Source organism: Microbacterium sp. P5_E9, assembly GCF_054049175.1.
Window position 1 is genome coordinate 45676 of the sequence record NZ_JBFUMV010000022.1, and the last position, 25152, is coordinate 70827.

The window sequence follows — 25152 nt, forward strand, 5'->3', positions numbered from 1 at the left end:
TTCAGGTCGGCTACTGACCCTGCGGCGCCTGCTGCGTGATGCGCCGGAATGCTTCGCGCGCGAGCACCAGGTCCTCCCATGCCATGCCGACCGACTTGAAGACCATCGGTCGGGAGGCGGGAATCGGAACATTCCCATTCACGAGGTCAGTGAGCGAGACGAGTGATTCGGCTGCGATCGCGCCCTCCGCGATGGCCATCACGACGTCGCCGGCCTCCTGGAGCGCCACGCCCACATCCTCCACGACGACCGTGGATCTTCCGAGGAGGGCTGAGTCGAGCTCTCGCTTCTCTGCATGATGCGAACCGACTGCGACGACAATCGCGTCGTCTCTCACCAGGTCGCCAGAGAACAGGGGGATCGACACAGGCGTGGCGCAGATCACCATGTTCGCGTGAGCCAAGGCGTCATTCACTGCTGCCGTATCGGCGACGGGCACCTGGCGGGCGCCCCGCCACCCCGGTGGGAGTCTTCTAGGCGAACGCGCAACGATTGTGGCATCCAGCGGGACGCTCCTTGTTGCAAGCTCTGCTCGAAGCGCCTCGAGATGCGACATCCCCTGAACGCCCGCCCCGAACACGACCACCCGCACCGGGGCCTCGAACTGCGCGACGCGCCCCCGCGTCGCCAGCATCGACACCGCTGCGGTGCGGATGCCGGTCAGCCCTGTCGCTTCGAGGATGGCCGCAGGCGCCGCGGTCGCACCGTCGAAGAGCACGTACACTCCCTGAATGCGCGGGACGGCTGCGCCGGCGTTCTCCGGCGCGACGGTCACCAGCTTCGTCCCGAACCACCCGTCATCATGCGAGGGCATGACCAGAAGTTCGGCACTCGCGGCCTTCAGGGCAATGCGGAGTGGATCAGCCTCCGGTCGCAGACCACCGCGAAGTGCGCCATGCAGCGCGTCGACAGCTTCCACTGCGGGAAGCGCGTCCCGGATCTGATCCGCAGAAATCCAGCGCGGCGCGACATGCGCTTTCACAGGCGCGAACTGCGGTTGGAGATAGGTGTCGCCCACCGCGACCACCTCCCGTTCGACACTCAATAGATGTTGTGCGGCCCGACCGGCTCGTCGCCGCGCATTCCGGCGATCTGCGCGCGCAGGGCGATGTCGTCCCACAGGCGCACCTCCTTCACCAGTGCGCCCTGGTGCAGGGTGAGCTGGGAGACACCGAGCAGATCGATCGGCTTCCCGGTCCTCGGGCCGTAGTTCGGCACGCCGGTGTAGTCGCCGGTGAACTTCCACAGCACTGCGACGCGGGTGCCCGCATAACGGACGTCGTGGTTCGCCTGAATATCGCGGATCTCGAACTGCCCGCCGGGGAAGGACTCCAGGAGGCGCAGCAGCGCACGCCGGTAGCCTTCGGGGCGGATGACGGTGCGGTTGCCGACCGTCTGGAGGACGAGATCGCGGTGGAAGTACTTCTCCACCTTCTGCAGGTCGCGGCCGTTCCAGACCGTCTGGATCATGTCGATGACCGTCTCGACCTCGGTGCGGTGCTCGTCGGGGCGCGGTCCGGAATCGCCCGCCGCGATCGGATCGACCGGGGCGGTGTCCGTCCACGTCGCGCCGTACCCGCGGAAGGCCTGCACCCGCGCGAGCTCGTCCTGATCCCTTCCGTGGTGCAGTGCGTCGGCGAGGGTGTCGCGGACCACCCATTCCTCGACCATGCGCCCCCGCCGGTACAGGCAGTTGGCGATCGTACGGCTGTGCTCGGCGCTGTGCAGGTCGCTGACGAGCACCAGGTGCGAGCTCAGGAAGGCGTCGTCGCCGCGCGCCTCCCAGATGACGTCCTCGGCCTGGGCGGTGAAGTCGGGTCCCGTAGAGATCCGCATCAGCGTGCCCTCGAGGACTTCGTCTCGGGATGTGAGCGTGCCGTACCCGCCGTGCACGATCGAATCCGGCTCGTAGTTCTCGCGGATGAACGAGATGGCGCGATCGACCCAGATGAGATCGGTGACTTCGCGGATGAAGTCGTCGGGATCCGCGAATGGGCGATAGGCAACAGGGTCGAGGGTCACTCTCTTGCTCCTTCAGGTCGGCGTCGCATTCGCCGTACGCCGGATCGTCGTTTCGTCCGATGGTATGCGTATGCAGTTCAGGCGACAACCTAAGAGGACACACAGGAGCACCACTGCGCATACGTATGTAGGATGAGCAGCGTGACCACCGTCCTCGCGATCGACCAGGGCACGTCGGGGACGAAGGCGGTCGTCGTCGCGCCCGACGGGACGGTGCTCGGGCTCGCTGAGCTGCCGGTGCGGCCGGCCTATTCCGCAGGTGGCGCCGTCGAGCACGATCCCCGGCTCATCCTCGAGAGCGTCCTTGCGTCGGGACGCGCCGCCATCGCCCAGGCAGGCGTGGACGTCGACATCGTCACCCTGGCGAATCAGGGCGAGACGGTGCTCGCTTGGGACCCCGCGACGGGTGCACCGCTGACCCAGATGATCGTCTGGCAGGACCGTCGCGCGGAGAGCGTGTGCCGCGAGCTCGCCGAGCACCGCGACGAGATCGCGGACCGCACCGGCCTGGTGCTCGACCCCTACTTCTCGGCGCCGAAGCAGGCCTGGATCCGAAGGAACCTCACCGCCGAAGGGGTCGTCACCACCTCGGACGCGTGGCTGCTGCACCAGTTGACCGGCGAGTTCGTCACGGATGTGTCGACGGCGAGCAGGTCCCTCGTGACCGGGCTCGACTCGACGGAGTGGGATGCCGAGCTGCTCGCACTGTTCGGCCTGGGCGATGAACGACTGCCCGCCATCCTGCCCTCCGATGCGGTAGCCGGGTCGACGCGCATGTTCGGTCGTGACATCCCGGTCGGCGGCCTCATCGTCGATCAGCAGGCGGCGCTTCTCGCCCAGTCGGGTCTTGTTCCCGGTGAGGGGAAATGCACGTTCGGCACGGGGGCGTTCCTGGTCGCGAACAGCGGCACGGGCGCCCAGCGATCGAGCTCGGGCCTCGCGGCATCGGTCGCCTGGAGCGTCGGCGGTCGCCCCACCTACTGTCTCGACGGCCAGGTCTACACCGCGGCGTCGGCGATCCGGTGGATGGAGAACCTGGGCTTCATCGCCCACGCCGCCGACCTCGACCGGGTCTCGGAGCCGGACTCCGCCGGCGTGTTCAGTGTTCCCGCGCTCGCCGGCCTCGGCGCCCCCTGGTGGCGTCCGGATGCCCGGGCGGCCCTGTCCGGCATGAGCCTCTCGACCGGTGTCGGCCACATCGTCCGTGCCGTGCTCGAGGGGATCGCCGCCCAGGTGGCGGAGCTCGGTGAGCTGGTCGCGGGCGACATCGGGCAGCCGCTCACGCGCCTGCGCGTGGATGGCGGCCTCACCCGCAGCCGCGTGCTCATGCAGGCGGTCGCAGACCTCATGCAGATCGAAGTCGACGTCTATCCGTCCGCGCACGCGACCCCCCTCGGTGCCGTCGCGCTCGCGCGGATCGCCTACGAGCCCGGCCGCGCCATTGAGGATTCCGTGATCGCGTGGACGCCCGCGAAGGTCTACACGCCCCGCTGGGCTGCGGAACGAGCCGCGGACTTCCGCGGGACGTGGCGTGCCCTCGCCGAATCCAGCCTCTGATCCCACGCCTCGTCCTGGAGAACACCATGAATCACCACACGGCTACTGTCGCGATCGTCGGCGGTGGGATCGTCGGCACCGCCATCCTGCACGCCCTCACGCATCGCGGTGTCGATTCTGTGCTCGTCGAGGCCGAGGCCGACCTCGCCTATCAGGCCAGCGGCACGAATTCGGGGGTGCTGCACACCGGCTTCGACTCGACGCCGGGTGACCTGGAGACCGCACTGATCCTTCGCTCGGCTCAGCTCCGCCCGGCGGTGATGGCAGCTCTCCGCGTACCGGTGCTGCACGTCGGCGCCGTCCTCGTCCCGCATCGCGACGAGGACCACGACGTCATCCGCGGACTGGCCGAGAACGCCGCCCGCAACGGCGTGACGGCGGCGATCCGATCCAGCGACGGTGCGCTGCTGGTCCCCGGAGAGTCGGTCACCGACCCGGTGGCCTTCACCCTGGCACTCGGTCGATCCGCCCTTGCGGCGGGCGCCGGCATCCTCCGCAAGGCGCGCGTCACCGCGATCGATGCTGCGGGAGAGAACCTCATCGTGCGCACCGACGACGGCCGCACCGTGACCGCGCCGTTCGTCGTCAACGCGGCCGGTCTCCACGCGGACGAGGTCGCACGCCTCATCGGCGACGACAGCTTCGAGATCTACCCGCGCAAAGGGGAGTTCTTCGTGTTCGCCCTGCCGAAAGGCCGGACGCTCGAGGAGATCATCCTTCCGGTCCCCACCAAGCGCACCAAGGGCGTCCTGGTCTTTCCGACCCTCGATGGTCGCGTCGTCTGCGGTCCCACCGCACACGACCAGTTCGACAAGGAGGACTGGAGCGTGCGGCCGGACGCGCACCGCGAGGTGCTCGACAAGGCGCTCGCGCAGCTTCCGGCGCTCGCGGGGCTCGAGCCGATCGGCACCTATGCCGGCCTACGGCCGGCGGGTCGCGACGCGAACTACATCATCGGACCGTCACCCGTGGACGAGCGCTTCATCAACGTCGCGGCGATCCGGTCCACGGGTCTGTCTGCGTGCCTCGGAATCGCCGATCATGTGACCGGGCTGCTCCGGGAAGCAGGCGTCGAGGTAGGAGACCTTCGGCCGGCCACGCCGGTGGAGGTCGTGGCGTCGGATCGCCCTTGGTGGCAGCGCACCGCGCACCGGCGTCGCGTCGCGGCGGTGTGAACGTCGCGTCGCTCGGGACGATCGGGCGGACGGCTGACGCCGTCCGCCCGATCCCTTACGCTGCGGGCTGGTCGCCCTGGTAGGTCGCGAGGCGCATCGTGGCGGTCGCGCTGTGCGCGGCCATGCCCTCGGAGTCCGAGATGACCTGCACGGCGTTCGCGAGCGCGGGCGTGGCCTCGCGTGCGATGCGCTGGTACGTGAGCGGCTTCAGGAACCGAGAGACCGAGAGCCCCGCGCTGTGCTTTGCCCCGCCGGCGGTCGGCAGCACGTGGTTGGTGCCCGCCATGCCCTTGTCGGAGTATGCGACGGTGCTCCACGGTCCGATGAAGATCGATCCGTAGTTGCGCAGGTTGTCGTGGTACCACGCATCATCGGCGGTGAGGATCTCGAGGTGCTCGGGTGCGAGGTCATCCATCAGCGCGACCGCGGTCTCGCGGTCCTTGGCGACGGTGACCGAGCCGTAGTCGCGCCACGCCGGCCCGGCGATCGGTTCGGTGGACAGCTCGCCGAGCTGACGCTCGACCGCTTCGATGACGGCGCGGCCGTGCTCGGCCGAGGTCGTGACGAGGGCGGCGGGGGAGTTGGGACCGTGCTCGGCCTGACCCAGCAGGTCTGCGGCGACGATCTCGGGGTCTGCGGTCTCGTCAGAGATCACCGCGACCTCGGAGGGGCCGGCGAGCAGATCGATCGCGACGGCCCCGAAGAGCTGCCGCTTCGCCTCGGCGACGAATGCGTTGCCGGCGCCGACGAGCATGTCGATGGGGAGTTCGCCGAGCAGGCCGTACGCCATCGCAGCGAGCGCCTGCACGCCGCCGAGGACGAAGACGCGGTCGACCCCGGACAGGTGCGCGGCGTAGACGACGGCGTCGTTCGCGCCCCCGTGCGGCTGCGGCGGCGTGCACGCGATGACGGTGGGAACGCCGGCGGCCTTGGCGACGCCGACGGTCATGAAGGCGCTGGCGGTCAGCGGGAAGCGGCCAGCCGGGAGGTAGGCCCCGACTCGCGACACCGGGATGTAGCGGGCTCCGGTGATGAGGCCGGGGACGAGCTCGGTCTCGAAGTCGGTGAGGTGCGCGCGCTGCTCGGCGGCGAAGGCCTTCGTGCGCGCCGAGCCGAGCTCGATCGCCGCACGGAGGTCGGCGGGCAGGCGGTCGCCGCTCGTCGCGATCTGCTCCGCGCTGAGCTCGATGTCGCCGCCCTGGTAGTTGTCGAGCTTGCGGGCGTAGTCGAGCACGGCATCGAGGCCGCGGTGCTGGATATCGGAGAGCATGGCCGACACCGTCTGGATGACGGCGGGGTCGCGCTGYGCCGCAGGGGCGTCGATCAGCGGGGTCTTGAGGTGGCGGAAGGAGCCTTCGAGGCTCTGCAGGAGGGCGGGGCTGTAGCGCATACCCACAGGCTAGGCAGGCGCTCTGATATCGCACAAGCCCAGTAGATACGATACGAAGCAAAGGGTTTACCATTGGCTCGTGACCATCACCCAACTCAAGGCGTTCCTCGCCGCGATGCAGTTCGGATCGTTCACCGCGGCCGCTGTCGAACTCGACGCGACCCAGGCCTCGGTCTCCGAACTGGTCGCGCGCCTGGAGAACGAACTGGGGGTGCGGCTGTTCACCCGCGGCCCCCGGCGGCTCACGCCGACCGACTCTGCTCTCGCCCTGCGTGAGCACGCCGAACTGGCGGTGAGTGCGATCGCCAATGGCATCGAGACCGTCGCGGCGATCCACTCGCTCGAAGGGGGCACCTGCACGTTCGGAGTGCTCCGCAATGCGGCGTACTACGACCTGTCCGACCTCGTGCAGCGGTTCCACCGCCGCCATCCGAAGGTGAAGGTGCGGCTCGTCGGCCTGAACTCCGCGCTCGTCGCGGAGTCGATCGCCTCCGGTGAGATCGAGGCAGGGCTGCTCGTCCTGCCCGTCGAGGAGTCGGGTCTGCAGATCAAGCCCCTGTTCCGCGACGAGGTGCTCTACGCATCGACCCACCGCTCGCCGAGTGAGGGGCCCCTGAGCATCCACGAGGTCGCCCGGGCCAAGCTCGTGCTCTACGACGCGTACGCGGGCTGGAGCGACCCGACCCGCCGGCAGCTGCTCGAGCGCGCGCGCCTCGAGGGACTGACCATCGACCCCGCCATCGAGGTCGAGCACGTCGAGACGGCGCTGAGTCTGGTCGCCACGGGGGCGGCCGACACGATCGTGTCGCGCACGATCGCGGAGTCGCCGTCGTTCCCACCCGGGATCGACGTCACGCCCTTCGCGGAGCCGCTCTACGACACGATCGCGCTCGTCCAGCGCGAGGGCGCCTACCTGTCGCCGGCGACGCGGCGGCTGGCGGACCTGGCCGAACGCACCCTGCTGGCGAAGGTCGGCGAGCACGCCGGGCGGTCGCGCGCGGAGTGAGGAGGTGACGGATGCCGCGGCATCCGTCCCTTCAATACAGCTCCGGTCGCCGATCGCCGAACAGGTCGTTGTGCGGCGGCAGCGACTTGTCGCCGGGGGAGCGCAGCGTGAGCGTGGCGATGGCCGAGCCGCTCTCATCGGGCAGCGCGGCGACCCAGCCGTCTTCGTCGATGACGGCGGTGCCTCCTGTCCAGGTCACGCCTCGCTCGGCGCCCGACCGATCGGCGATGACCGTCGCAAGCCGTGAAGACCGTGCCGCGGCCATGGCCTGGATCGTCTCGGGCGGATGCTCGCCGTCCGGTCTGGCGATGAGGGGCCAGTTGACCGGCAGGGCGAGGACCTCCGCGCCGGCGAGCGCGAGGCGACGGGGGACCTCCGGGAACTCGTTGTCGTAGCAGATGGCCACGGCGAGTCGGCCGATCGGGGTGTCGAACAGGGCGCCCGCGCTCGGTCCCCGTTCGAAAAGCGCCGCTTCGGCGCCCCAGAGGTGCGCCTTGCGATAGTCGCCGATCCKCCGCTCCCCGGTGAGGACGGCAGCGGAATTGAAGACCTGGCTGCCGTCGCGTTCGGCGTAGCCGACGACGGCGACGACCCCGGCCGGCAGGGTCGACGAGAGGTCCGCCCAGCCGGGATGCCCGCGGGTGATCGATGCCTTGGCCGCTTCATCCCGGTCGGCGAACACGTAGCCGCTTGTGGCGAGCTCCGGCAGCACGATGAGCTGTGCGCCGCGCGCGACGGCAGCCTGCAGCGCAACCCGAATGCGCTGCAGGTTGCCGTCGACGTCGCCGAGGACGACCTCCGGAGAGGTCGCGGCGAGACGCAGTGACCGGGTCCCGCGATGGGGAGCGCGCTGTGACCTGGTCATGCGTGGGCCTGTGGGCTGCGGATCAGTCGTCTTCAGTGGCCGTGATCATCACGCCGACGGGCGCGAGGTAGCCGTTGGGATCGATCATCCAGTCGGCGGCGCGGGCGGCGTCGACGACCTCAGGGGCCCACTCCAGGTAGACCCGGTCGTCGCCCGCGTTGACGACGAGCAGCTCGCCGACACCGGAATCGTCGGCCTCGATGCAGCGGAATTCCCGCCAGGCGCCTTCGGGGACCGAGAACGAGTCGGAGGGGCCGATCTCGACGGTGGTGGCCGGGTCGCCGTTCAGCGTGATCGCCCAGCGCCCGGACTTGACCAGCAGCACCTGCGCCTTGTCGTGGCGGTGGCGCAGCAGTCCCTCGTCAGCTGCGGCTCGCACCCAGGCCATGTTGAACGAGTGCGGCTCGTGGATGCGGGGCACCTGGCGGCGGTCCTCGCTCATGCCGTACCCGATCGCAAGGCTGAGCTCCGCGGCCCCACCGGGCAGGGTCGCGCACAGCAGCGCGTTGCGGCTGTACACGCGGTCGCCCGGCTGGATGACGCGCCCGCGCAGCTCCTCGACGGAATAGACGGTGAGCTCGTCGACGTACTTCTGCTGGATCGGCTTGATCAGTGCGACGCCCTCCGGAAGCACGTCTCCGGCGACCGTGTCGATGAGCTGGTTGTCGGCGGTGAGGTGCAGGCCGTAGGACTCGGCCTCCTTCAGCACCGAGGGGCCCCAGATGATGCCGCCGGTGACGTCACGACCGAGCGTCGTCCACAGGATGCCGTCGTCCGGGCCTTCGTTGGTGAAGCCGCGGAAGATCCACGTGGGGATCGAGATGATGTCGCCGTCGGTGCTGACGTACTCGCCCTGCTTGCCGTCGATGCCCCAGCGGAGGCGGAACACGCCGCCGAGGTTGACGAAGACCTCCGCGGTGAAGTGCAGGTGGAGGTTGTTCGAGATGCCCTTGGGCATTCCGGCGGCCCCCGTGTTGAACCCGTGCGGCTCGGTGAGGTTGATCACCTGGCCGGCGTTCTGCGAGACGCCGCCGCCGATGAAGGCGTAGTTCTCCTTCTGGTCGGAGCCGGGCGTGCGGCAGTCGATGAAGGCGGCCTTGTGGGGCGCCCAATCGGTCTTGCGGATCGTGCGGCGCTGGACTTCGGTCTGATCGACGATCACGTCGGTGCTCATTGCTCTGATTCCTTGTCTTTGTCGATGGTCAGTAGATGTTTGTGGGGCCCACGGGCTCATCGCCGCGCACGCCGGCGATCTGCGCCCGCAGGGCGATGTCGTCCCAGAGGCGCACTTCTTTGACGAGCGCGCCCTTGTGGAACGTGAACTGGGAGATGCCGAGCACGTCCACCGGCTTGCCGGTGAGGGGTCCGTAGTTGGGCTTGCCGTTGTACGCGCCGACGAACTTCCAGGTGACTGCCACGCGCAGGCCGGCGTAGCGGATGTCGTAATTGGTCTGGATGTCGCGGATCTCGAACTGCCCGGCCGGGAACGACTCGAGGAAGCGCAGCAGCGCGCGACGGTAGCCCTCGGGGCGGATGACGAGCCGGTTGCCGACCGTGAGCAGCACCAGGTCGCGCTGGAAGAAGGTCTCGACCTTCTGGAGGTCACGCTCATTCCAGACCATTTGGATCATGTCGAGCACCGTCTCGACCTCGGAGCGGTGCAGGTCGGGTCGGGCGCCGGAGTCGCCGAGCGCGATCGGATCGGTCGGCGCCGCCTCGGTCCACGACCCGGTGTACCCCCGGAAAGCCTGCGCGCGCGCCAGCTCGTCGAGGTCGTCGCCGCGCGTCAGCGCGCCCGCGAGCGAGTCGCGGACCACCCATTCCTCGACCATGCGGCCGCGACGGTAGAGGCAGTTCGCGATGGTCCGGCTGTACTCCGAGGTCTGGAGGTGGCCGGACAGGACGAGGTGCGAGCTGAGGAAGGCGTCGTCGCCACGGGCCTCCCAGATGACGTCTTCGGCCTGCCCGGTGCGGTCGGGCGTCGCCGAGATGCGCATGAGCGTTCCCTCGATGACCTCATCGCGGCTCGTGGAAGTCCCGTACGCGCCGTGGACGATCGAGTCCGGCTCGTAGTTCTCGCGGATGTAGCTGATCGAGCGATCCACCCAGATGAGGTCGGTGACCTCGCGGATGAAATCGTCGGGGTCGGCGTATGGCTGGAAAGCCACCGGATCGAGAGACACCCTTGTGCTCCTTCTGTTCGCCGCACGTGCTGTGCGATGCCCCTGAATTGAGGTCGTACATCGCAGTGTATGCGTATGCACAAGCAAAACGCAAGGATGCCGAACGCGCCGGCGGCGGGATCAGACCTGCGGTGCGGCGGCGAGCGTCTTGCGCTCGATGAAGGTGGTTTCGAACTCGACGTGCGAGATCGGGGCGTCCGCGTGCTTGATGCGGCGCGTGATGAGACGGGCGGCCTTGCGCGCCATCTCTGCGAAGTCGTAGGCGATCGTCGTCAGCTCGATGATGGGCCACGACGCGGCCGGCAGGTCGTCGAAGCCGATGATCGAGACATCGCCGGGGACGGAGACATCTGCCCGGCGTGCCGCGTTCAGCGCGCCGTAGGCCACCACGTCGTTTCCGCAGAAGATCAGGGTCGGCGGGGCGGGCAGGGCGAGGAGCGATGTCGTCGCCTCGTCGCCTGAGAGCGTGTCGAACGGACCCCGGCGCACGTACTGCGGGTCCAGGGTGAGGCCGTGCTCTGCGAGCGCCGCTCGGAGGGCGATCTCGCGGGACTGGGCGGTGCTCGTGTTGCTCGGCCCGAGAATGGCGCCGATCCGCCGATGTCCCAGGTCGACGGCGCGCGCCGCGGCCGCGCCGAACCCCGCCGCCGGTGCGACAATGGTGGCGTCCGCGTCGACGAACGAGGCGGTGCGATTGAAGTAGACGAACGGCAGGCCGCGGTCGCGCAGCCGCAGTGGCGCGACCGAGTCGACGGTCGTCGTGGCCAGGATGACTCCGTCGAGACCGTTCGCGATCAGTCGTTCGGCGACCGTCTCATTGTCGGCGGTCTCGGTGTGCAGCATGAGCTGGTAGCCCAGGCGCTCAAGTTCGAGATGTACGGGCGCGATGATCTGCGCGTAGAACTGGTTCTCCAGATCGGTCACCAGCAGCCCGACCCGGTGGGTGCGGCCCGACGACAGCGCGCGCCCGGCATCGCTCGGCACGTAGCCGAGCAGATCGGCGGCGTCGCGCACGCTCCGCTTGGTCGCGTCCGAGACGCGGGGATCATCCCGCAGCGCGCGCGAGACGGTCGGCTGCGACACCCCTGCCAGGCGTGCGACGTCCTTGCTCGTGACGGCCATGCCCACCCCCTTGCGCATGCGGCCAAGTCGCCCGAGTCTAGCGGACCCTTGACCTTCCGTGCATACGGAAGCATAATGGCAACATACGTATGCACAACTGATGTGCCGAGAGGAAGCACCGAATGCCCCTGTACTTGAAGAGCGCGCCGTCGAAATCGTTCACCGACAGCGCCCAGAGCGATGTGGCTCAGCGCGTGAACGCGATCATCGACGACATCCGCGGGAACGGCGACGCGGCAGTACGGAAGTACTCGGAGCAGTTCGACAAGTGGAGCCCCGAGGCGTTCCGGCTCGGTGACGCCCGCATCGCGGAGATCATGGCGACCCTCGACCAGCAGGTCATCGACGACATCGTGTTCGTGCAGGAGCAGGTGCGCCGGTTCGCCCAGGCGCAGCGGGACTCGCTCGTCGACATCGAGATCGAGACGCTGCCCGGCGTGTTCCTCGGCCAGAAGCACGTGCCCGTTCAGGCGGCCGGCGCCTACATCCCCGGCGGCAAGTACCCGCTGACGGCCTCGGCGCACATGACGATCATCACTGCCAAGGTCGCCGGCGTGCCGCGCGTCGTGGCGTGCACGCCCCCGATCCGCGGCGAGATCCCGGCGGCGACCGTAGCCGCCATGAAGCTCGCGGGTGCGGACGAGATCTACGTCCTCGGCGGTGTTCAGGCGGTCACCGCCATGGCGGTCGGCACCGAGACCATCGATCCGGTCAACCTCATCGCCGGTCCGGGCAACGCGTACGTGGCCGAGGCCAAGCGTCAGCTCTTCGGCGAGGTCGGGATCGACCTCTTCGCCGGCCCCACCGAGATCCTCATCGTCGCCGACGACGAGGCCGACCCGTTCCTGACCGCGGTCGACCTGCTGTCCCAGGCCGAGCACGGTCCGGAGTCGCCGGCGGTCCTCATCACCACCTCGCGTGAGCTGGGCGAGCAGGTGATCGCGCACATCGAGCAGCTGCTGCCCGGCCTGCCCACCAAGGACTACGCCGAGCCGGCGTGGCGCGACTGGGGCCAGGTGATCGTCGTCGACGACATCGACGAGGCGTACGCGCTCGCCGACTCGTTCGCGTTCGAGCACGTGCAGATCTTCACGAAGGAGCCGCGCGCCGCTCTCGAGAAGATGCACGACTACGGTGCCCTCTTCCTCGGCGAGAACACCTGCGTCTCCTACGGCGACAAGGTGATCGGCACGAACCACGTCCTTCCCACCCTGGGGGCGGCGCGCTACACCGGCGGCCTGTGGGTCGGCAAATACCTGCGGACGGTGACCTACCAGCAGATCGTCGACACCGCATCGTCGGCCCTGCTCGGCGACGTCTGCGGCCGCGCCGCGCGCGTCGAGCTGTTCGAGGGCCACGCCCGCTCGGGAGACGCCCGCGCGTGGCGTCACGGCGGCCGCACCTTCCCCTGGATCGAGGAGAGCCTCGCCGCGGGAGCCGGCGCACGATGACCGACCTGGCCGGCCGGACCGCTGTCGTCACGGGAGGCGGCAGCGGACTCGGGGCGGCGATCGCCGCGGCGCTGCATGCCGCCGGGGCCCACGTCGTGGTCGTCGGACGGGATCAGGCGAAGCTCGACGCCGTCGTGGAGCGCCTCGGCGCCCGCGCGCGGTCGCTCGCGTGCGACGTGAGCGACCCGGCGTCGGTGGACAGTCTCCGATCCAGGTTGGCCGACACCGAGGTGTCGATCCTGGTCAACAACGCCGGCGTCCCGGGGCCGGTGGCCGCGCTCACCGACATCTCGGTCGAGGATTGGGATGCCGTGTTCGACGTCAACGTGCGCGGCACGTTCCTGCTCTGCAAGGCGTTCCTGCCAGGGATGACCGAGCGGGGCGCCGGTGACGTGATCAACATCGCCTCGGTGTCGGGCAAGCGACCCCTCGCCCACCGCACCCCGTACTGCGCGTCCAAGATGGCCGTCATCGGCCTGACGTCGACGCTCGCGTTCGAGGTCGGGCCGGCTGGGGTCAGTGTGAACACCCTGTCTCCTGGTCCAGTGGAAGGGCCGCGCATGGCGCGCAACTTCCGCCTCGAGGCAGAGCGCTCCGGCAGCTCCATCGCCGACGCCGAGGCCGTCTTCGTCTCGCGCGCGGCGCTCGGGCGCATGGTCACCGAGGACGAGGTCGGCCGGGCCGTCGTCGCCATGCTCGACATGCCCGGGCTCTGCGGTGCCGACATCGACCTCTCCGCGGGGATGATCGCATGACCGCCGTATCGCTGCGCGCACGCGCCGAAGCGGGGGAACGCCTCATCGGCGTGCTGCTGCGGATGCCGGGGGAGGAGCTCGTCGAGATGGCGGCGATCGCCGGATTCGACTTCGTACTGGTGGACTGCGAGCACGGCCCGGCCGACATCGTCGCGCTCCGTCAGCACCTCGCCGTCGCCGCGGTCCACGGCGTCCCCGTCGTGGTCCGGGTCGGCGAGAACGACTCGGGGATGATCCTGCGGGCGCTCGACCAGGGCGCGCAGGGCATCCTGGCTCCCCATCTCGACTCCGCAGCCGACGCCCGTGCGCTGGTCGCGGCCGCGCACTACCCGCCGATCGGCACCCGCGGATTCGCCACCTACAGCCGGGCAGGGCGATTCGGACAGACGGATCCCGCGGCCCACCGCGACTGGTTCCTCGCGAACACCCTGGTGCTGGGCATGATCGAGTCGCCTACGGGGGTCGCCCGCGCCCGCGAGATCGTCGCCACGCCGGGTCTCGACGGCATCATGATCGGCCCGGCCGACCTGGCCGCCGCATCCGGCAGGTGTGATCTGTCAGTGCCGGAGGCGAGCCGGCGGGTCAACGCGGCGATCGCCGCGGGGGAAAAGCTCCGCATGGACATCGTGGGCACGGCCCCCGCCGCCGCAGCGGCATTCGATGACGGTGCTCAGCTTGTCGTCTACAACCTGGCATCTTCGCTCATGGAGCACCTCAAGGTGCTGGTGGCTCCGCGCGACTGACCCGATCCAGAGGCGGGGACTGCCGGGAGGGCGAGTCCCCGCCTCTTCTGGTCAGCGGCATCCCCGCAGGAGTTCCCCGAAGGTCTCGGGCTGCTCGAGGGGCAGCAGGTGGCCGCCGTCGATCGTCACCACGCGCGCGTGGGGCAGCTCGGCGGCGATCTCCACGTGGAACTCGGGTGGACACAGCGCGTCCTGGGCGCCGGACACGAGAAGCGTGGGTGTGGCCACGGAGCCCAGCGCGGGCCGGAGATCCACGCGGGTGCATTGCATCTGCAGCTGCGCGCGCAGCGTCGCCGGGCCGGTCTCGTCCGCCATCGCGAGCGTCCGCTCGACGAGGTCGGGCCGGTCGCGTACGGCGACCGGCGAGAGCAGCGCACCGAGGATCTCGGTCTGCAGACTTCGCGCGCTCTCGCCGGCGTCTATTCGGCGGATCCAAGTCCGCCAGGATTCCTGCTGCACTGGTGTGGGCGCCTTCGCGTTCGTCGACGCGAGGCAGAGCCGCGCCACCCGCTCGGGAGCGCGCGCCACCAGCGACATCGCGACGATCGCCCCGAGCGAGAGTCCGCCGAGCACCGGCGTGAGCGCGTCGTCCACCCCGCAGCCTGTCCAGAGATCGGCTGTGCAGTTCATCCCTGGGAGGAGGACGAGCGGCAGCGCGTCAGCCCTTGACCGCACCGTCGCTCAGCCCCGCCACCAGATACTTCTGCGCGATGAACGCGATCAGGATCACCGGGATCGTCAGCAGGATCGAGGCCGCCCCGGCCTGCTGCAGCATCGGCAGGGTCTGTCCGAGCTGCGTGGCGATGAACACCGGGACGGTCTTGGACGACGTGTCGGTCAGCACCAGCGCCGTCAGGTACTCCTGGAAGGCGAACAGGAAGACGAAGATGCCGGCGGTCAGGATGCCTGGTCCCATGAGGGGGATCATCACCCGGCGCAGCATCCCGATCCTGGTGCAGCCGTCGATCATCGCCGCCTCGTCGAGCTCGCGCGGGATCTCGGCGAAGAAGTTCCTCAGCAGCCAGATCGTGAAGGGCTGGTTGATCGCGACCAGTGCGAGCGCGAGCGCGAAGGTTGTGTCGTAGATGCCGAGCGCCCGGCTGATGTCGTACATCGGCAGCACGACGGCGAAGCGCGGAAGCGCGCGGAAGATGAGCGCGAGCACCAGCAGGATCGCCGACACGTAGCTCGGGAACCGCGAGAGCGCATACGCCGCAGGGATGCCGATGATGAGGGCGAGGACCGTCGAGATCGTCGCGACGGTCAGCGTGTTGACGAGGTATTCGGAGAAGTACGTCGTCTCCCACAGGTCGACGAACGCCTTCAGGGTGGGCTGGTAGTCCCAGTACACCGGCGGGTTCGCGAACGCGATGTCGGTCGGCTTGGTGACCGACAGGGTCATCCAGATGAACGGGGTCAGCCAGAGCACGCAGAGGATGCCGAGCAGGATGCCGGTGATGACCGGCTTGCGCTTGCGATCCTTCCGCTGGCGGTGCTTTCCTTCGATGTCTCCGGTGGTGATGGCACGCGTGGACAGTGCCTCGACGCTGAGGGTCATCGTGCGGCCTTCGCTTCCTTGAAGATCCCTCGCATGAAGGGGATGAGCATGACGAGGATGAGGATGATCGTCAGCACGTTGATCGCGCTGCCGAGCCCCAGCTGCTGGGCACCATCGGCGAATGCGACGGAGTAGACGTAGAGCATGATCGACTCGTTGCCGATGTTCGCCGCCTGCGGCGACAGCGGGATCAGATTGTCGAACATTCGCAGCACATCCATGATCGAGATCAGGGTGACGAAGCCGAGCACGCCGCGGATCGTCGGGATGATCACGTGCAGGTGCGTCTGCAGCGGGCTTGCGCCGTCGATGATCGCGGCTTCGCGCAGCTCCGCCGGCACGCCCTGCAGTCCGGCGAGGATGATGAGCATCGCGAAGGGCAGCATGTGCCAGGTGGTGTTGGCGATGATGAGGATCGCGTTCGGCACCTGCTCGGTGAACCAGAGCACCTGCGAGCCGCCCAGCAGTCCGATGAAGCGATTGAGGATGCCGCCGAAGTTGTCGTCGACGAGCCAGGAGAACGCGACCGCGCCCACCAGGTTCGGCAGCACGTACGAGGTGAGCAGGATGCCGAGCACCACCGGGCGCGTCAGGGTGAGGCGGTTCATGCCCGTGGCGACGATGTAGCCCAGCACAAGCAGGATCGCGGTGGTGATGACCGTCACCGTGATGGTGAACAGGGCCGCCTTGCCGAAGCGCACGTCGGTGAGCGCATGGACGAAGTTGTCGAGTCCGACGAACGTGCCGGGGGTGCCGTAGTGGACGGTTTCGAAGCTCCACTGGATGGTGCGGATGAGTGGGATGACCAGCAGTCCGCTCATCACCAGGAAACTGGGTGCGAACAGCAGCCAGAATTCGCGTGCCTTCATGGGTTCAATTCCCTTCGCCGCACGGTGGCCTGGACCGGGGTCCAGGCCACCGTGATGGATCGTCGGATCAGTTGGACTGTCGTCAGCCGGCGTCAGCCCGCGGCGACGGCCTCGCCGGCGGCCTGCATCTGAGCCAGGCCGTCCTCAACCGAGATGTTCCCGGACAGGACCTCCACCAGGATGGGCCGGATCGCGTTGGTGATGTCGGCGATGATCGGCGAGATGACCGGAGGCATGGCGCCGGCGATGGATGCGTTCGCCGCCTCGCCGTACGGCGAGTTCTTGTCGGTGACCATGCCTTCGCGTGCGGGGTAGGCGGCCGGAACAGAGGCCTTCGAGGCGTCTTCACTGACGGCCGATGCCATCATCTCGAAGAGCATGTCATGGTCGAGCTTCGTGTTGAACGGGATCGACCAGCCGTCGATCGAGAGGCGGTCGTAGACGTACTTCGCGTCGTCGCTGGCCTTCGGCGGGGCGGCGAAGGCGAAGTCCTTGGCCAGCTTGCTGTTGGTGTCGAGCGTGAGGTCGTTCATCCGGCCCGAGAACATGATCGACATCGCGGCGGTGCCGTTGTACATCTGCTGCTGCACCTTCGGCTGGTCGAAGGTGGTGACCTGCGGGTCCATGTAGGGCTGCAGGGACTGCATCGCCTCGAGCGCCTCCTTCGCCTCGGGGGTGTCGAGCGTGACCTCGCCGTCTGCGGTGGCGAAGTCGGCACCGAGCGAGTTCATCGTCCCTTCGAAACTGGTCGACACGTCTGCCGTCGCGAGCCACGGCAGGGCGATCGGGTAGTCCATGAGCCCCGCTGCCTTGATCGCTTCCGCTGCCTTGATCATCTCGGGGAAGGTCGTCGGCACGTCGAGGCCGAGGTCCTTGAAGATGTCTGCTCGGTAGGCCATGACGAACATCTGGGCCTGCATGGGGATCGCGTAGAGGTGGCCGTCGTAGGACATGCCCTTGCGCATCGACTCGCTGATCGCATCGAGGCCGTACTCGTCGGAGTACTTGGCGTAGAGGTCGTCCAGCGGAACGAGCTTCTCGTCGGTCGCGAAGCCCGGGATCACGAAGCCGTAGGTCTCGAGGATGTCGTAGGTGCCGGTATCGCCCGCGAGGGTGGCGGTGGTCTTGGTGACCTGGCCGCCGAAGTCGATCGGGTCGTGCTTGACGGTGACGGGATCCTTCGTGCAGCTCTTCACCATGGTGTCGGTGAAGGGGTCGATCGCGGAGGAGTTGTAGGCGAGGACGTTGACGGTGGTTGCGGTGTCGGGAGCCTCATAGTCGCATTCGACCTTGGTGGCGTTGGCGTTGCCGGTGCGGGAACCGGCGCCGCAGCCAGTGAGGGCGAGGACGGCGACGGCCCCGGCGGCAATGAGAGCGATGACGCGCTTCTGGGTAGTTGACATGGCCACACCGTATACGTATGCACGGCAGTTAGGGAAGCCTAAATTGTGGAATGACCGCGAAGCCGTGACTTATAATGTATACGTATGTTGGAATGCAGCGGATCTAGCCCATMTGGGCGGTGGACTCGCGCACGATCAGCTCGGTGGTCAGCTTCAGGCCGTTGGCTGCGGGCTGACCGGCGATCTCCGTGAGCAGTCTCCGGACCGCTCCCTCGCCGAGCTCGCGCATGGGGCTGCGGACCGTCGTGAGCGCGGGAGAGGTCAGGTCGGCGCCGAAGATGTCGTCGAATCCGACGATGCTGAGGTCTTCTGGGACGCGGATGCCGGCATCCCGACATGCCCGCAGCAGGCCCATCGCGATCAGGTCGTTGTAAGCGACCACCGCCGTCACGGCGGCAGCTCGCACCCGGGGGAGGATCGCTGCACCGCCCTCGCGGGTGGGCACCGAAGGGCCGAGCTCGACGATCGACACGCCACGCTCGACAGCGCGGTCGAAGAGGGTGGTCCAGCGAAGCTGATTGATCCATGAGGCGGTMGGGCCCGACAGATAGCCGATCGAGCGATGGCCCAGGCCCTGGAGGTGGTCGAGGAGCTCAGTCACCCCTGGCTCGATGTCCGGGACGACGGCCGGAATGCCGTCCACGGTGCGATTGACGAGAATGAGGGGCTTGACGCGAGACAGGTCCCGAATGTCCTCATCGGAGAGTCTGGAGCCGACCAGAACCACTCCATCCACCGCCGGCTGGAGCCGCTCGACGGATGCGCGCTCGAGTTCCGGCGATTCCTGAGACTCGGCAAGAACCAAGGTGGAGCCCTCGCCCGCCGCGACCCGCTCCGCGCCACGGATCAACTCGAAGTACACCGGGTTCGTGATATCCGAAACCATCAGTGCGAGCGTTCCGGTGCGCCCCGTGTGCAGCGCGCGCGCCATCGGGTTGAGTCGGTAGCCGAGTTCGGATGCCGCCTCCTGGATGCGCTTCTCGGTGTTCCTGTTGATCCGGCCAGGCTTGTTCAACGCCCGCGAAACAGTCGACGGGCTCACCCCGGCGTGACGTGCGACGTCGTAGATGGTGACAACCGGCTTCCGGTTGCCATTTTCGCGCTCGACGTGCGATTCCGGTTCCACCGCAACTCCTCCTGGTCAGGCTCCATGCTGACACACTTCACCTTCTCGTATTCTGGCAATCGGTTGACAAACGGGGATTCCCGTGGGAATGTACTCAGGCAGGTTTCACGGAATTCGATGATGGGTGAGTATGCCTCTTTCGCACCGGCGCGATCCCGATCGACTCTTCCCCGTCGACGCGGGGACGAGGTCGATCGCGCGCGACCTCTATGACCGCGTCGCGGCGGCGCCGATCATCTCGCCCCATGGACACGTGGCTGCCGCGATGCTCGACGCGAATCTCCCGTTCTCCGACGCGGCGGAACTGCTGGTGACGAAGGACCACTACGTCACCCGCCTGCTGCACGCCGCAGGCGTCCCCGCCGCTGCGTTCGGGCTCGGCCCTGCCGCGGCCGGACCACGTGAGATCTGGCGCACAGTCGCCGACCACTGGCACCTGTTCGCCGGCACAGCGTCGGGCTATTGGATCGAAGAAGCGCTCTCGTCGGTGTTCGGCATCGACGATCCGTTCCGCCCGGATACCGCGGACGCGATCTACGACGAGATCGGGCGCCAGCTCGCGCTCCCGGGCTTCCGGCCGCGAGCGCTTCTCGAGCGATTCCGGATCGACGTGCTCGCGACCACCGACGATCCGCTGGACGATCTCGCGCACCATGCCGCTCTGCGTGGTTCCGGGGTGAAGACGCGCATCCTGCCGACATTCCGCCCGGACCAGTACCTCGACCCCGATGCGGCGCAGTTCGCCGACCGCGTCCCCGCGCTCCTCGCCGCGACCGGCCAGCCCACCACGTTCGCCGGGTACCTCGCCGCGCTCGAGGCGCGCCGCGCGCATTTCGTCGCGCACGGCGCCGTGTCCACGGACCACGGTGTGCAGGAGCTGTTCACCGCCGACCTCGAGGCCGCGGATGCCGCTCGGCTGTTCCAGCAGGTGCTGGCCGGGACGGCGGATGCCGCGCAGCGGCGTCTGTTCCGCGGGCACATGCTCCTCCAGATGGCGCGGATGAGCGTCGACGACGGACTCGTCATGACGATCCACCCCGGAGTGCTGCGCAATCACAGCACCACGACGTTGGAGCGGCTCGGCCCCGACACCGGGCACGACATCCCGGTCCCGACGGGATTCACCCACGGCATCCGTCCCCTCCTGGAGAAGTACGGACTCGAACCGGGCCTGCACGTCGTCCTGTTCACGGTCGACGAGACCAACTACTCGCGCGAGATCGCCCCACTCGCCGGGTTCTACCCGAGCCTGTTCATCGGCGCACCGTGGTGGTTCCTCGACGCCCCGGACGCGATCACCCGATTCCGGTCGGCCGTGACGGAGACGGCCGGCTTCTACCGCGGCGCCGGGTTCATCGACGACACACGCGCCTTCGCGTCGATCCCCGCGCGCCACGACACCGCGAGACGAGTGGATGCCGCGTTCCTCGCCCGCTACGTCGCCGAGGGCCGCATCGCCATGCCGGTCGCCGAGCGCATCGCCGACGATCTCGTCGACGCGATCCCGCGGAAGGCGTTCAAGCTGTGATCGAGACGCCCATCCGCCTCACCCGCGAAGCCGCCACCCCCGCCACCCCGGTGCCACCCGTCCGGATCGTGCACCTCGGCCTCGGCGCCTTCCATCGCGCCCATCAGGCCTGGTACACCGCGCGGGCGACGGATGCCGCGGACTGGGGCATCGCCGCGTTCACCGGCCGCTCCGCCGAACTCGTCGAGCGGCTCTCACCACAGGACGGCCTCTACACGCTCATCCAACGCAGCGCGGACGGCGACCACGCTGAGGTCGTGCCGAGCATCGTGCGGGTGGCGCCGGGCGATGACGTCACCGCGTTCGTCGCGGCCCTCGCGGATCCGGACGTGGTCATCCTCACGCTCACCATCACCGAGGCGGGCTATCGGCTCGACCGCGACGGTCGGCTCGACATCGACGACCCGGACGTGCGCGACGACATCGAACTGCTGCGCGGCGGCGCAGACGCCGCCCCGGCGACCGCGCTCGGCCGCATCACGCTGGCGCTCGACAGTCGTCGCCGTGCCGGCGCGCCCCCGCTCGCGATCGTCCCGTGCGACAACATCCCCGACAACGGCCGTGTGGTCGGGGCCGCGCTCCGGGAGTTCGCCGAGCGCGCGGCACCCGCGGTCGCCGCCTGGCTGGCCCAGGGGGTGCGCCTGGTCTCGACATCCGTCGATCGCATCACCCCGCGGATGACCGATGCCGACCGGCTGGCCCTGCGTGCGGCGACCGGATGGGTCGACGAAGCCCCCGTCGTCACCGAACCCTTCTCGGACTGGGTGCTGAGCGGCGAGTTCCCCTCCGGCAGACCCGACTGGGAGGCGTCGGGCGCGCGGTTCGTGGACGACATCGAACCGTGGGAGCACCGCAAGCTGTGGATGCTCAACGGCGCGCATACCCTCATCGCGCTGCTCGGGGGGCTGCGCGGCCACGCGCTCGTCGCCGAGGCGATCGCCGACCCCGTCGTGCTCACGGCCGTGGAGCGACTGTGGGACGAAGATGCCCGCCACCTGCCCGACCTCGGTCTGGAGCACTACCGCGCAGCCCTGCTCGAGCGATTCCGCAACCCCCGGATCGCGCACCACCTCGACCAGATCAGCACGGATTCGATCACGAAGCTGCGGCTTCGCATCGTGCCCGTCGCGCTCCGCGAGCGCGCAGCCGGCGCCCCGGCGGCTGCCTGCGCGACCGTCATCGCCGCGTGGATCCTGTCGATCGGCGCGGGCCGCTCACCGCTGCCCGCGGACCGGGCGGAGACCCCCGGCTCCGCGGGGCTCGTGACAGTGCTCGACGCGCAGCTGGGGGCCGATCCCGCCTTCTGCTCCGAGGTCGAGCGCGCGGTCGCTTCGCTCGCCGACTCCCTCCACTGATCGCACTCACACCCGAGTTCCGCCATGAGCCCGCACGACACAGGAGAACTTCGATGCTGAAGCCACAGGCCGGCGCCACCCGCGACCTCGTCAATCTCGACGGCGTATGGCGGTTCGCGCTCGACACCGGCGACCGCGAGGGAACGCCGTGGACCGGCGCGCTCGCCGGATCCCTCGAGGCCGCGGTGCCCGCCAGCTACAACGACCTCTTCGTCGACCCGGCGATCCGCAACCACGTCGGCGTGGTCTGGTATCAGCGCACTGTGCAGGTGCCGCGCGGCTGGGCGGGGGAGCGCATGGTGCTCCGCGTCGATGCGGCCACCCATGCCGGCCAGGTCTACGTGAACGACAGCCTCGTCGCGACCCACATCGGCGGCTACACGCCGTTCGAGGCGGACCTCACGGGGATCGTCGAGGCCGGCACGGCATTCCGGCTCACGATCGGCGTCGACAACCGGCTCACGAACATCACGATCCCACCCGGCACGGTGACGACCGGTCCCGACGGTGCGCAGAAGCAGACCTACGGGCACGACTTCTACAACTACTCCGGCCTCGCCCGCTCGGTGTGGCTGTACTCCACCCCGGTCGCGCACATCGCCGACGTCACCGTCACCACGGACGTCGACGGCACGACGGGCATCGTGAACTTTGCCGTCCAGGCTGAAGGCGCCGGTGAGGTGCGGGTGCGGGTGACGGATGCCGCGGGCACCGCCGTTGCCGAGGCATCCGGATCATCCGGCTCGCTCTCGATCGCCGACGCGACCCTCTGGCAGCCGGGTGCCGCCTACCTGTACGACCTGACGGTGGAGGTCGTGGACGGCGAGACCGTCCTCGACGGGTATCACCTGCCGATCGGGATCCGCACCGTTGAGGTTCGCGGTGCGGAGTTCCTGATCAACGGGGAGCCGTTCTACTTCACGGGGTTCGGCAAGCATGAGGACGCCGCGGTGCGCGGCAAGGGTCACGACAACGCCTACCTCGTCCATGATTTCGAGCTGCTGGACTGGATCGGCGCGAACTCGTTCCGGACGTCGCACTACCCGTATGCCGAGGAGGTGCTCGAATACGCGGACCGGCATGGGATCGTCGTCATCGACGAGACCGCCGCCGTCGGACTGAACCTCTCCCTCGCCGCCGGCATCACGGGAGCACCGTCCCGGCCGACCTTCTCGCCCGACACGATGAACGCCGGCACCCGCGCCGCGCACGCGCAGCACCTGCGCGAGCTCATCGCCCGCGACAAGAACCACCCCAGCGTCGTGATGTGGTGCGTCGCGAACGAGCCGGCATCGCAGGAGGACGGCGCTCGCGAATACTTCGAGCCGCTGATCGCGCTCACACGCGAGCTCGACCCCAGCCGCCCGGTCACCATCGCCAATGTGATGTTCGCGACATCCGAGACCGATCGTGTCGCGGATCTCCTCGACGTCCTGTGCCTGAACCGCTACTACGGCTGGTACGTCGCCACCGGCGACCTCGCGACCGCCGAGAATCACCTGCGCGGAGACCTGCAGGCGTGGGCCGCGAAGTACGACAAGCCGATCGTGATGACCGAGTACGGCGCAGACACGCTCTCGGGCCTCCACTCCGTCTGGGACGTGCCGTGGACCGAGGAGTATCAGCGCGACTACCTCGCGATGAACCACCGCGTGTTCGACAGCATCCCGGCCTTCGTGGGGGAGCAGGTGTGGAACTTCGCGGACTTCGAGACCTCCGTCGGCATCCACCGCGTCGGCGGCAACAAGAAGGGCGTGTTCAGCCGCGACCGCAAGCCGAAGGCCGCGGCGTTCGCCCTCCGGGATCGCTGGCGCGCGATCGGCAACCGCAAACCCGGCACTACAGAAGGGAACCCCTCATGATCATCGACAAGGCCGAGGTCATCGTCACCAGCCCGGACCGCAACTTCGTGACGCTCAAGCTCACGACGGACGACGGGCTGACGGGGCTGGGTGATGCGACCCTCAACGGCCGCGAACTGGCGGTGGTCGCCTATCTCACCGAGCATGTGGTGCCGCTGCTGATCGGGTCGGATGCCGCGAAGATCGAGGACACCTGGCAGTTCCTGTACCGCTCCGCATACTGGCGCCGTGGGCCGGTGACGATGGCCGCGATCGCCTCCGTCGACATGGCGCTGTGGGACATCAAGGGCAAAGCGGCCGGGATGCCGGTCTACCAGCTGCTCGGCGGCGCCAGCCGCACCGGGCTGCTCGCCTATGGCCACGCGTCGGGCAAGGAGCTGCCCGAGCTGTTCGACTCGGTGCGCTCGCACCTCGAGCAGGGCTATCGGGCGATCCGCATCCAGACCGGCGTGCCAGGACTCAAGGCGATCTACGGGATCGCCTCGCAGGCGGCCGACACCGGTGGCGGCGAAGCCCGCTACGACCACGAACCTGCCCGGCGTGGCGCGAAGCCGGTCGAGGAGGACTGGGACACCCGGTCGTACCTGCACCACCTGCCGGGGGTGTTCGAAGCGGTCCGCAACGAGTTCGGCCCCGACATCCCGCTCCTGCACGACGGCCACCACCGGATGACGCCGATCCAGGCCGCCAAGCTCGGCAAGAGCCTGGAACCGTACGACCTGTTCTGGCTCGAGGACTGCACCCCGGCCGAGAACCAGGAGGCGCTGCGGCTGGTGCGCCAGCACACCACGACGCCGCTGGCGATCGGCGAGATCTTCAACACGGTCTGGGACTTCAAGGACATCATCCGCGACCAGCTCATCGACTACGTCCGCGGTGCCGTCACGCACATGGGCGGCATCAGTCCGCTGAAGAAGACCCTCGACTACGCCGCGATGTACCAGATCAAGTCGGGCATGCACGGACCGACCGACATCTCACCGGTCGGCATGGCGGCCGCGATGCAGCTCGGACTGTCGATCCACAACTTCGGCATCCAGGAGTACATGCGCCACGGCGCCAAGACCGACCAGGTCTTCGAGCAGTCCTTCACCTGGAACAACGGGATGCTGCATCCCGGCGACAAGCCCGGCCTCGGCGTCGAACTGAACGTCGACGAAGCAGGCAAGTACCCCTACGAGC

General features: G+C 68.5%; 22 protein-coding genes. 10 read left to right on the plus strand and 12 right to left on the minus strand.

Going from position 1 to position 25152, the window contains the following annotated elements; all coding sequences use genetic code 11:
- Positions 1 to 10 precede the first annotated feature (10 nt).
- Both ACXJ3V_RS18980 and ACXJ3V_RS18985 read right to left on the minus strand, forming a co-directional pair.
- Entirely contained in the window at positions 11 to 1120 is a 1110-nt protein-coding gene (locus ACXJ3V_RS18980) for an ornithine cyclodeaminase family protein (protein ID WP_457101908.1), read from the minus strand.
- Complete coding sequence (locus ACXJ3V_RS18985) at positions 1042 to 2022, minus strand: ester cyclase (protein ID WP_457101909.1); 981 nt, start codon at positions 2020 to 2022, stop codon at positions 1042 to 1044. The genes ACXJ3V_RS18980 and ACXJ3V_RS18985 overlap by 79 nt, the downstream gene beginning before the upstream one ends.
- A gap of 141 nt (positions 2023 to 2163) precedes the next feature.
- Here ACXJ3V_RS18985 and ACXJ3V_RS18990 point away from each other — a divergent pair, with 141 nt between their 5' ends.
- Positions 2164 to 3579 (plus strand): FGGY family carbohydrate kinase, encoded by a 1416-nt coding sequence (locus tag ACXJ3V_RS18990; protein ID WP_457101910.1) that lies wholly within the window; start codon positions 2164 to 2166, stop codon positions 3577 to 3579.
- Positions 3580 to 3605: 26 nt separating this feature from the next.
- On the plus strand, positions 3606 to 4754 hold the full coding sequence (locus tag ACXJ3V_RS18995) for an NAD(P)/FAD-dependent oxidoreductase (protein WP_457101911.1): 1149 nt from the start codon (positions 3606 to 3608) through the stop codon (positions 4752 to 4754).
- Between the two features lie 55 nt (positions 4755 to 4809).
- Here ACXJ3V_RS18995 and hisD (ACXJ3V_RS19000) read toward each other — a convergent pair whose 3' ends face one another.
- Positions 4810 to 6144 (minus strand): histidinol dehydrogenase, encoded by a 1335-nt coding sequence (hisD, locus tag ACXJ3V_RS19000; protein WP_457101912.1) that lies wholly within the window; start codon positions 6142 to 6144, stop codon positions 4810 to 4812.
- A gap of 79 nt (positions 6145 to 6223) precedes the next feature.
- On the opposite strand from hisD (ACXJ3V_RS19000), the gene ACXJ3V_RS19005 reads away from it, so the two are divergent.
- The gene (locus tag ACXJ3V_RS19005; RefSeq protein WP_457101913.1) at positions 6224 to 7150 is read left to right on the plus strand and encodes a LysR family transcriptional regulator; all 927 of its coding nucleotides are present in this window, start codon (positions 6224 to 6226) and stop codon (positions 7148 to 7150) included.
- Positions 7151 to 7181: 31 nt separating this feature from the next.
- Here the strand turns inward: ACXJ3V_RS19005 and ACXJ3V_RS19010 are convergent, their stop codons facing one another.
- From ACXJ3V_RS19010 to ACXJ3V_RS19025, 4 genes are all read right to left on the minus strand, one after another.
- On the minus strand, positions 7182 to 8015 hold the full coding sequence (locus tag ACXJ3V_RS19010; RefSeq protein ID WP_457101914.1) for a nitrilase-related carbon-nitrogen hydrolase: 834 nt from the start codon (positions 8013 to 8015) through the stop codon (positions 7182 to 7184).
- 22 nt (positions 8016 to 8037) lie between these two features.
- Positions 8038 to 9189, minus strand: coding sequence for a hypothetical protein (locus ACXJ3V_RS19015; RefSeq protein WP_457101915.1), 1152 nt, complete (start codon positions 9187 to 9189; stop codon positions 8038 to 8040).
- A gap of 28 nt (positions 9190 to 9217) precedes the next feature.
- On the minus strand, positions 9218 to 10198 hold the full coding sequence (locus tag ACXJ3V_RS19020) for an ester cyclase (RefSeq protein ID WP_457101916.1): 981 nt from the start codon (positions 10196 to 10198) through the stop codon (positions 9218 to 9220).
- A 120-nt stretch (positions 10199 to 10318) separates the two neighbouring features.
- On the minus strand, positions 10319 to 11320 hold the full coding sequence (locus ACXJ3V_RS19025) for a LacI family DNA-binding transcriptional regulator (RefSeq protein WP_457101917.1): 1002 nt from the start codon (positions 11318 to 11320) through the stop codon (positions 10319 to 10321).
- A gap of 122 nt (positions 11321 to 11442) precedes the next feature.
- Here ACXJ3V_RS19025 and hisD (ACXJ3V_RS19030) point away from each other — a divergent pair, with 122 nt between their 5' ends.
- From hisD (ACXJ3V_RS19030) to ACXJ3V_RS19040, 3 genes are read left to right on the plus strand one after another with little or no spacing between them, the layout of a single operon-like run.
- The gene (hisD, locus tag ACXJ3V_RS19030; RefSeq protein WP_457101918.1) at positions 11443 to 12771 is read left to right on the plus strand and encodes a histidinol dehydrogenase; all 1329 of its coding nucleotides are present in this window, start codon (positions 11443 to 11445) and stop codon (positions 12769 to 12771) included.
- Complete coding sequence (locus ACXJ3V_RS19035) at positions 12768 to 13526, plus strand: SDR family NAD(P)-dependent oxidoreductase (RefSeq protein ID WP_457101919.1); 759 nt, start codon at positions 12768 to 12770, stop codon at positions 13524 to 13526. Before hisD (ACXJ3V_RS19030) ends, ACXJ3V_RS19035 begins: the two co-directional genes overlap by 4 nt.
- Positions 13523 to 14269 (plus strand): HpcH/HpaI aldolase family protein, encoded by a 747-nt coding sequence (locus tag ACXJ3V_RS19040; protein ID WP_457101920.1) that lies wholly within the window; start codon positions 13523 to 13525, stop codon positions 14267 to 14269. The genes ACXJ3V_RS19035 and ACXJ3V_RS19040 overlap by 4 nt, the downstream gene beginning before the upstream one ends.
- Positions 14270 to 14320: 51 nt before the next feature.
- On the opposite strand, the gene ACXJ3V_RS19045 is transcribed toward ACXJ3V_RS19040, so the two are convergent.
- The 5 genes from ACXJ3V_RS19045 to ACXJ3V_RS19065 all read right to left on the minus strand — a co-directional run bounded on the left by ACXJ3V_RS19045 (position 14321) and on the right by ACXJ3V_RS19065 (position 19225).
- A complete protein-coding gene (locus ACXJ3V_RS19045; RefSeq protein ID WP_457101921.1) occupies positions 14321 to 14863 on the minus strand; it encodes an alpha/beta fold hydrolase in 543 nt (180 codons plus the stop codon).
- Between the two features lie 64 nt (positions 14864 to 14927).
- Positions 14928 to 15827, minus strand: coding sequence for a carbohydrate ABC transporter permease (locus ACXJ3V_RS19050; protein WP_457101922.1), 900 nt, complete (start codon positions 15825 to 15827; stop codon positions 14928 to 14930).
- Entirely contained in the window at positions 15824 to 16696 is an 873-nt protein-coding gene (locus ACXJ3V_RS19055; RefSeq protein ID WP_457101923.1) for a carbohydrate ABC transporter permease, read from the minus strand. The genes ACXJ3V_RS19050 and ACXJ3V_RS19055 overlap by 4 nt, the downstream gene beginning before the upstream one ends.
- Before the next feature lie 92 nt (positions 16697 to 16788).
- Positions 16789 to 17895 (minus strand): ABC transporter substrate-binding protein, encoded by a 1107-nt coding sequence (locus ACXJ3V_RS19060; RefSeq protein ID WP_457101930.1) that lies wholly within the window; start codon positions 17893 to 17895, stop codon positions 16789 to 16791.
- 307 nt (positions 17896 to 18202) lie between these two features.
- Positions 18203 to 19225 (minus strand): LacI family DNA-binding transcriptional regulator, encoded by a 1023-nt coding sequence (locus tag ACXJ3V_RS19065; RefSeq protein WP_457101924.1) that lies wholly within the window; start codon positions 19223 to 19225, stop codon positions 18203 to 18205.
- A gap of 130 nt (positions 19226 to 19355) precedes the next feature.
- On the opposite strand from ACXJ3V_RS19065, the gene uxaC reads away from it, so the two are divergent.
- From uxaC to manD, 4 genes are all read left to right on the plus strand, one after another.
- Complete coding sequence (gene uxaC, locus ACXJ3V_RS19070; protein ID WP_457101925.1) at positions 19356 to 20753, plus strand: glucuronate isomerase; 1398 nt, start codon at positions 19356 to 19358, stop codon at positions 20751 to 20753.
- A complete protein-coding gene (locus tag ACXJ3V_RS19075) occupies positions 20750 to 22108 on the plus strand; it encodes a mannitol dehydrogenase family protein (protein WP_457101926.1) in 1359 nt (452 codons plus the stop codon). Before uxaC ends, ACXJ3V_RS19075 begins: the two co-directional genes overlap by 4 nt.
- Positions 22109 to 22161: 53 nt before the next feature.
- Positions 22162 to 23970, plus strand: coding sequence for a beta-glucuronidase (uidA, locus tag ACXJ3V_RS19080; RefSeq protein ID WP_457101927.1), 1809 nt, complete (start codon positions 22162 to 22164; stop codon positions 23968 to 23970).
- Positions 23967 to 25152 (plus strand): D-mannonate dehydratase ManD (gene manD / locus ACXJ3V_RS19085; RefSeq protein ID WP_457101928.1); only part of this gene is annotated, 1186 nt, incomplete at its 3' end. The genes uidA and manD, both read left to right, overlap by 4 nt.

Excerpts from the sequence above, each read along its gene's own strand:
- ACXJ3V_RS18995 (WP_457101911.1), top strand. The coding sequence starts at position 3,606 with ATGAATCACCACACGGCTACTGTCGCGATCGTCGGCGGTGGGATCGTC.
- ACXJ3V_RS19015 (WP_457101915.1), bottom strand. The coding sequence starts at position 9,189 with ATGAGCACCGACGTGATCGTCGATCAGACCGAAGTCCAGCGCCGCACG.
- ACXJ3V_RS19025 (WP_457101917.1), bottom strand. The coding sequence starts at position 11,320 with ATGGCCGTCACGAGCAAGGACGTCGCACGCCTGGCAGGGGTGTCGCAG.
- hisD (WP_457101918.1), top strand. The coding sequence starts at position 11,443 with ATGCCCCTGTACTTGAAGAGCGCGCCGTCGAAATCGTTCACCGACAGC.
- ACXJ3V_RS19035 (WP_457101919.1), top strand. The coding sequence starts at position 12,768 with ATGACCGACCTGGCCGGCCGGACCGCTGTCGTCACGGGAGGCGGCAGC.
- ACXJ3V_RS19040 (WP_457101920.1), top strand. The coding sequence starts at position 13,523 with ATGACCGCCGTATCGCTGCGCGCACGCGCCGAAGCGGGGGAACGCCTC.
- ACXJ3V_RS19050 (WP_457101922.1), bottom strand. The coding sequence starts at position 15,827 with ATGACCCTCAGCGTCGAGGCACTGTCCACGCGTGCCATCACCACCGGA.
- ACXJ3V_RS19055 (WP_457101923.1), bottom strand. The coding sequence starts at position 16,696 with ATGAAGGCACGCGAATTCTGGCTGCTGTTCGCACCCAGTTTCCTGGTG.
- ACXJ3V_RS19060 (WP_457101930.1), bottom strand. The coding sequence starts at position 17,895 with ATGGTGAAGAGCTGCACGAAGGATCCCGTCACCGTCAAGCACGACCCG.
- uxaC (WP_457101925.1), top strand. The coding sequence starts at position 19,356 with ATGCCTCTTTCGCACCGGCGCGATCCCGATCGACTCTTCCCCGTCGAC.
- uidA (WP_457101927.1), top strand. The coding sequence starts at position 22,162 with ATGCTGAAGCCACAGGCCGGCGCCACCCGCGACCTCGTCAATCTCGAC.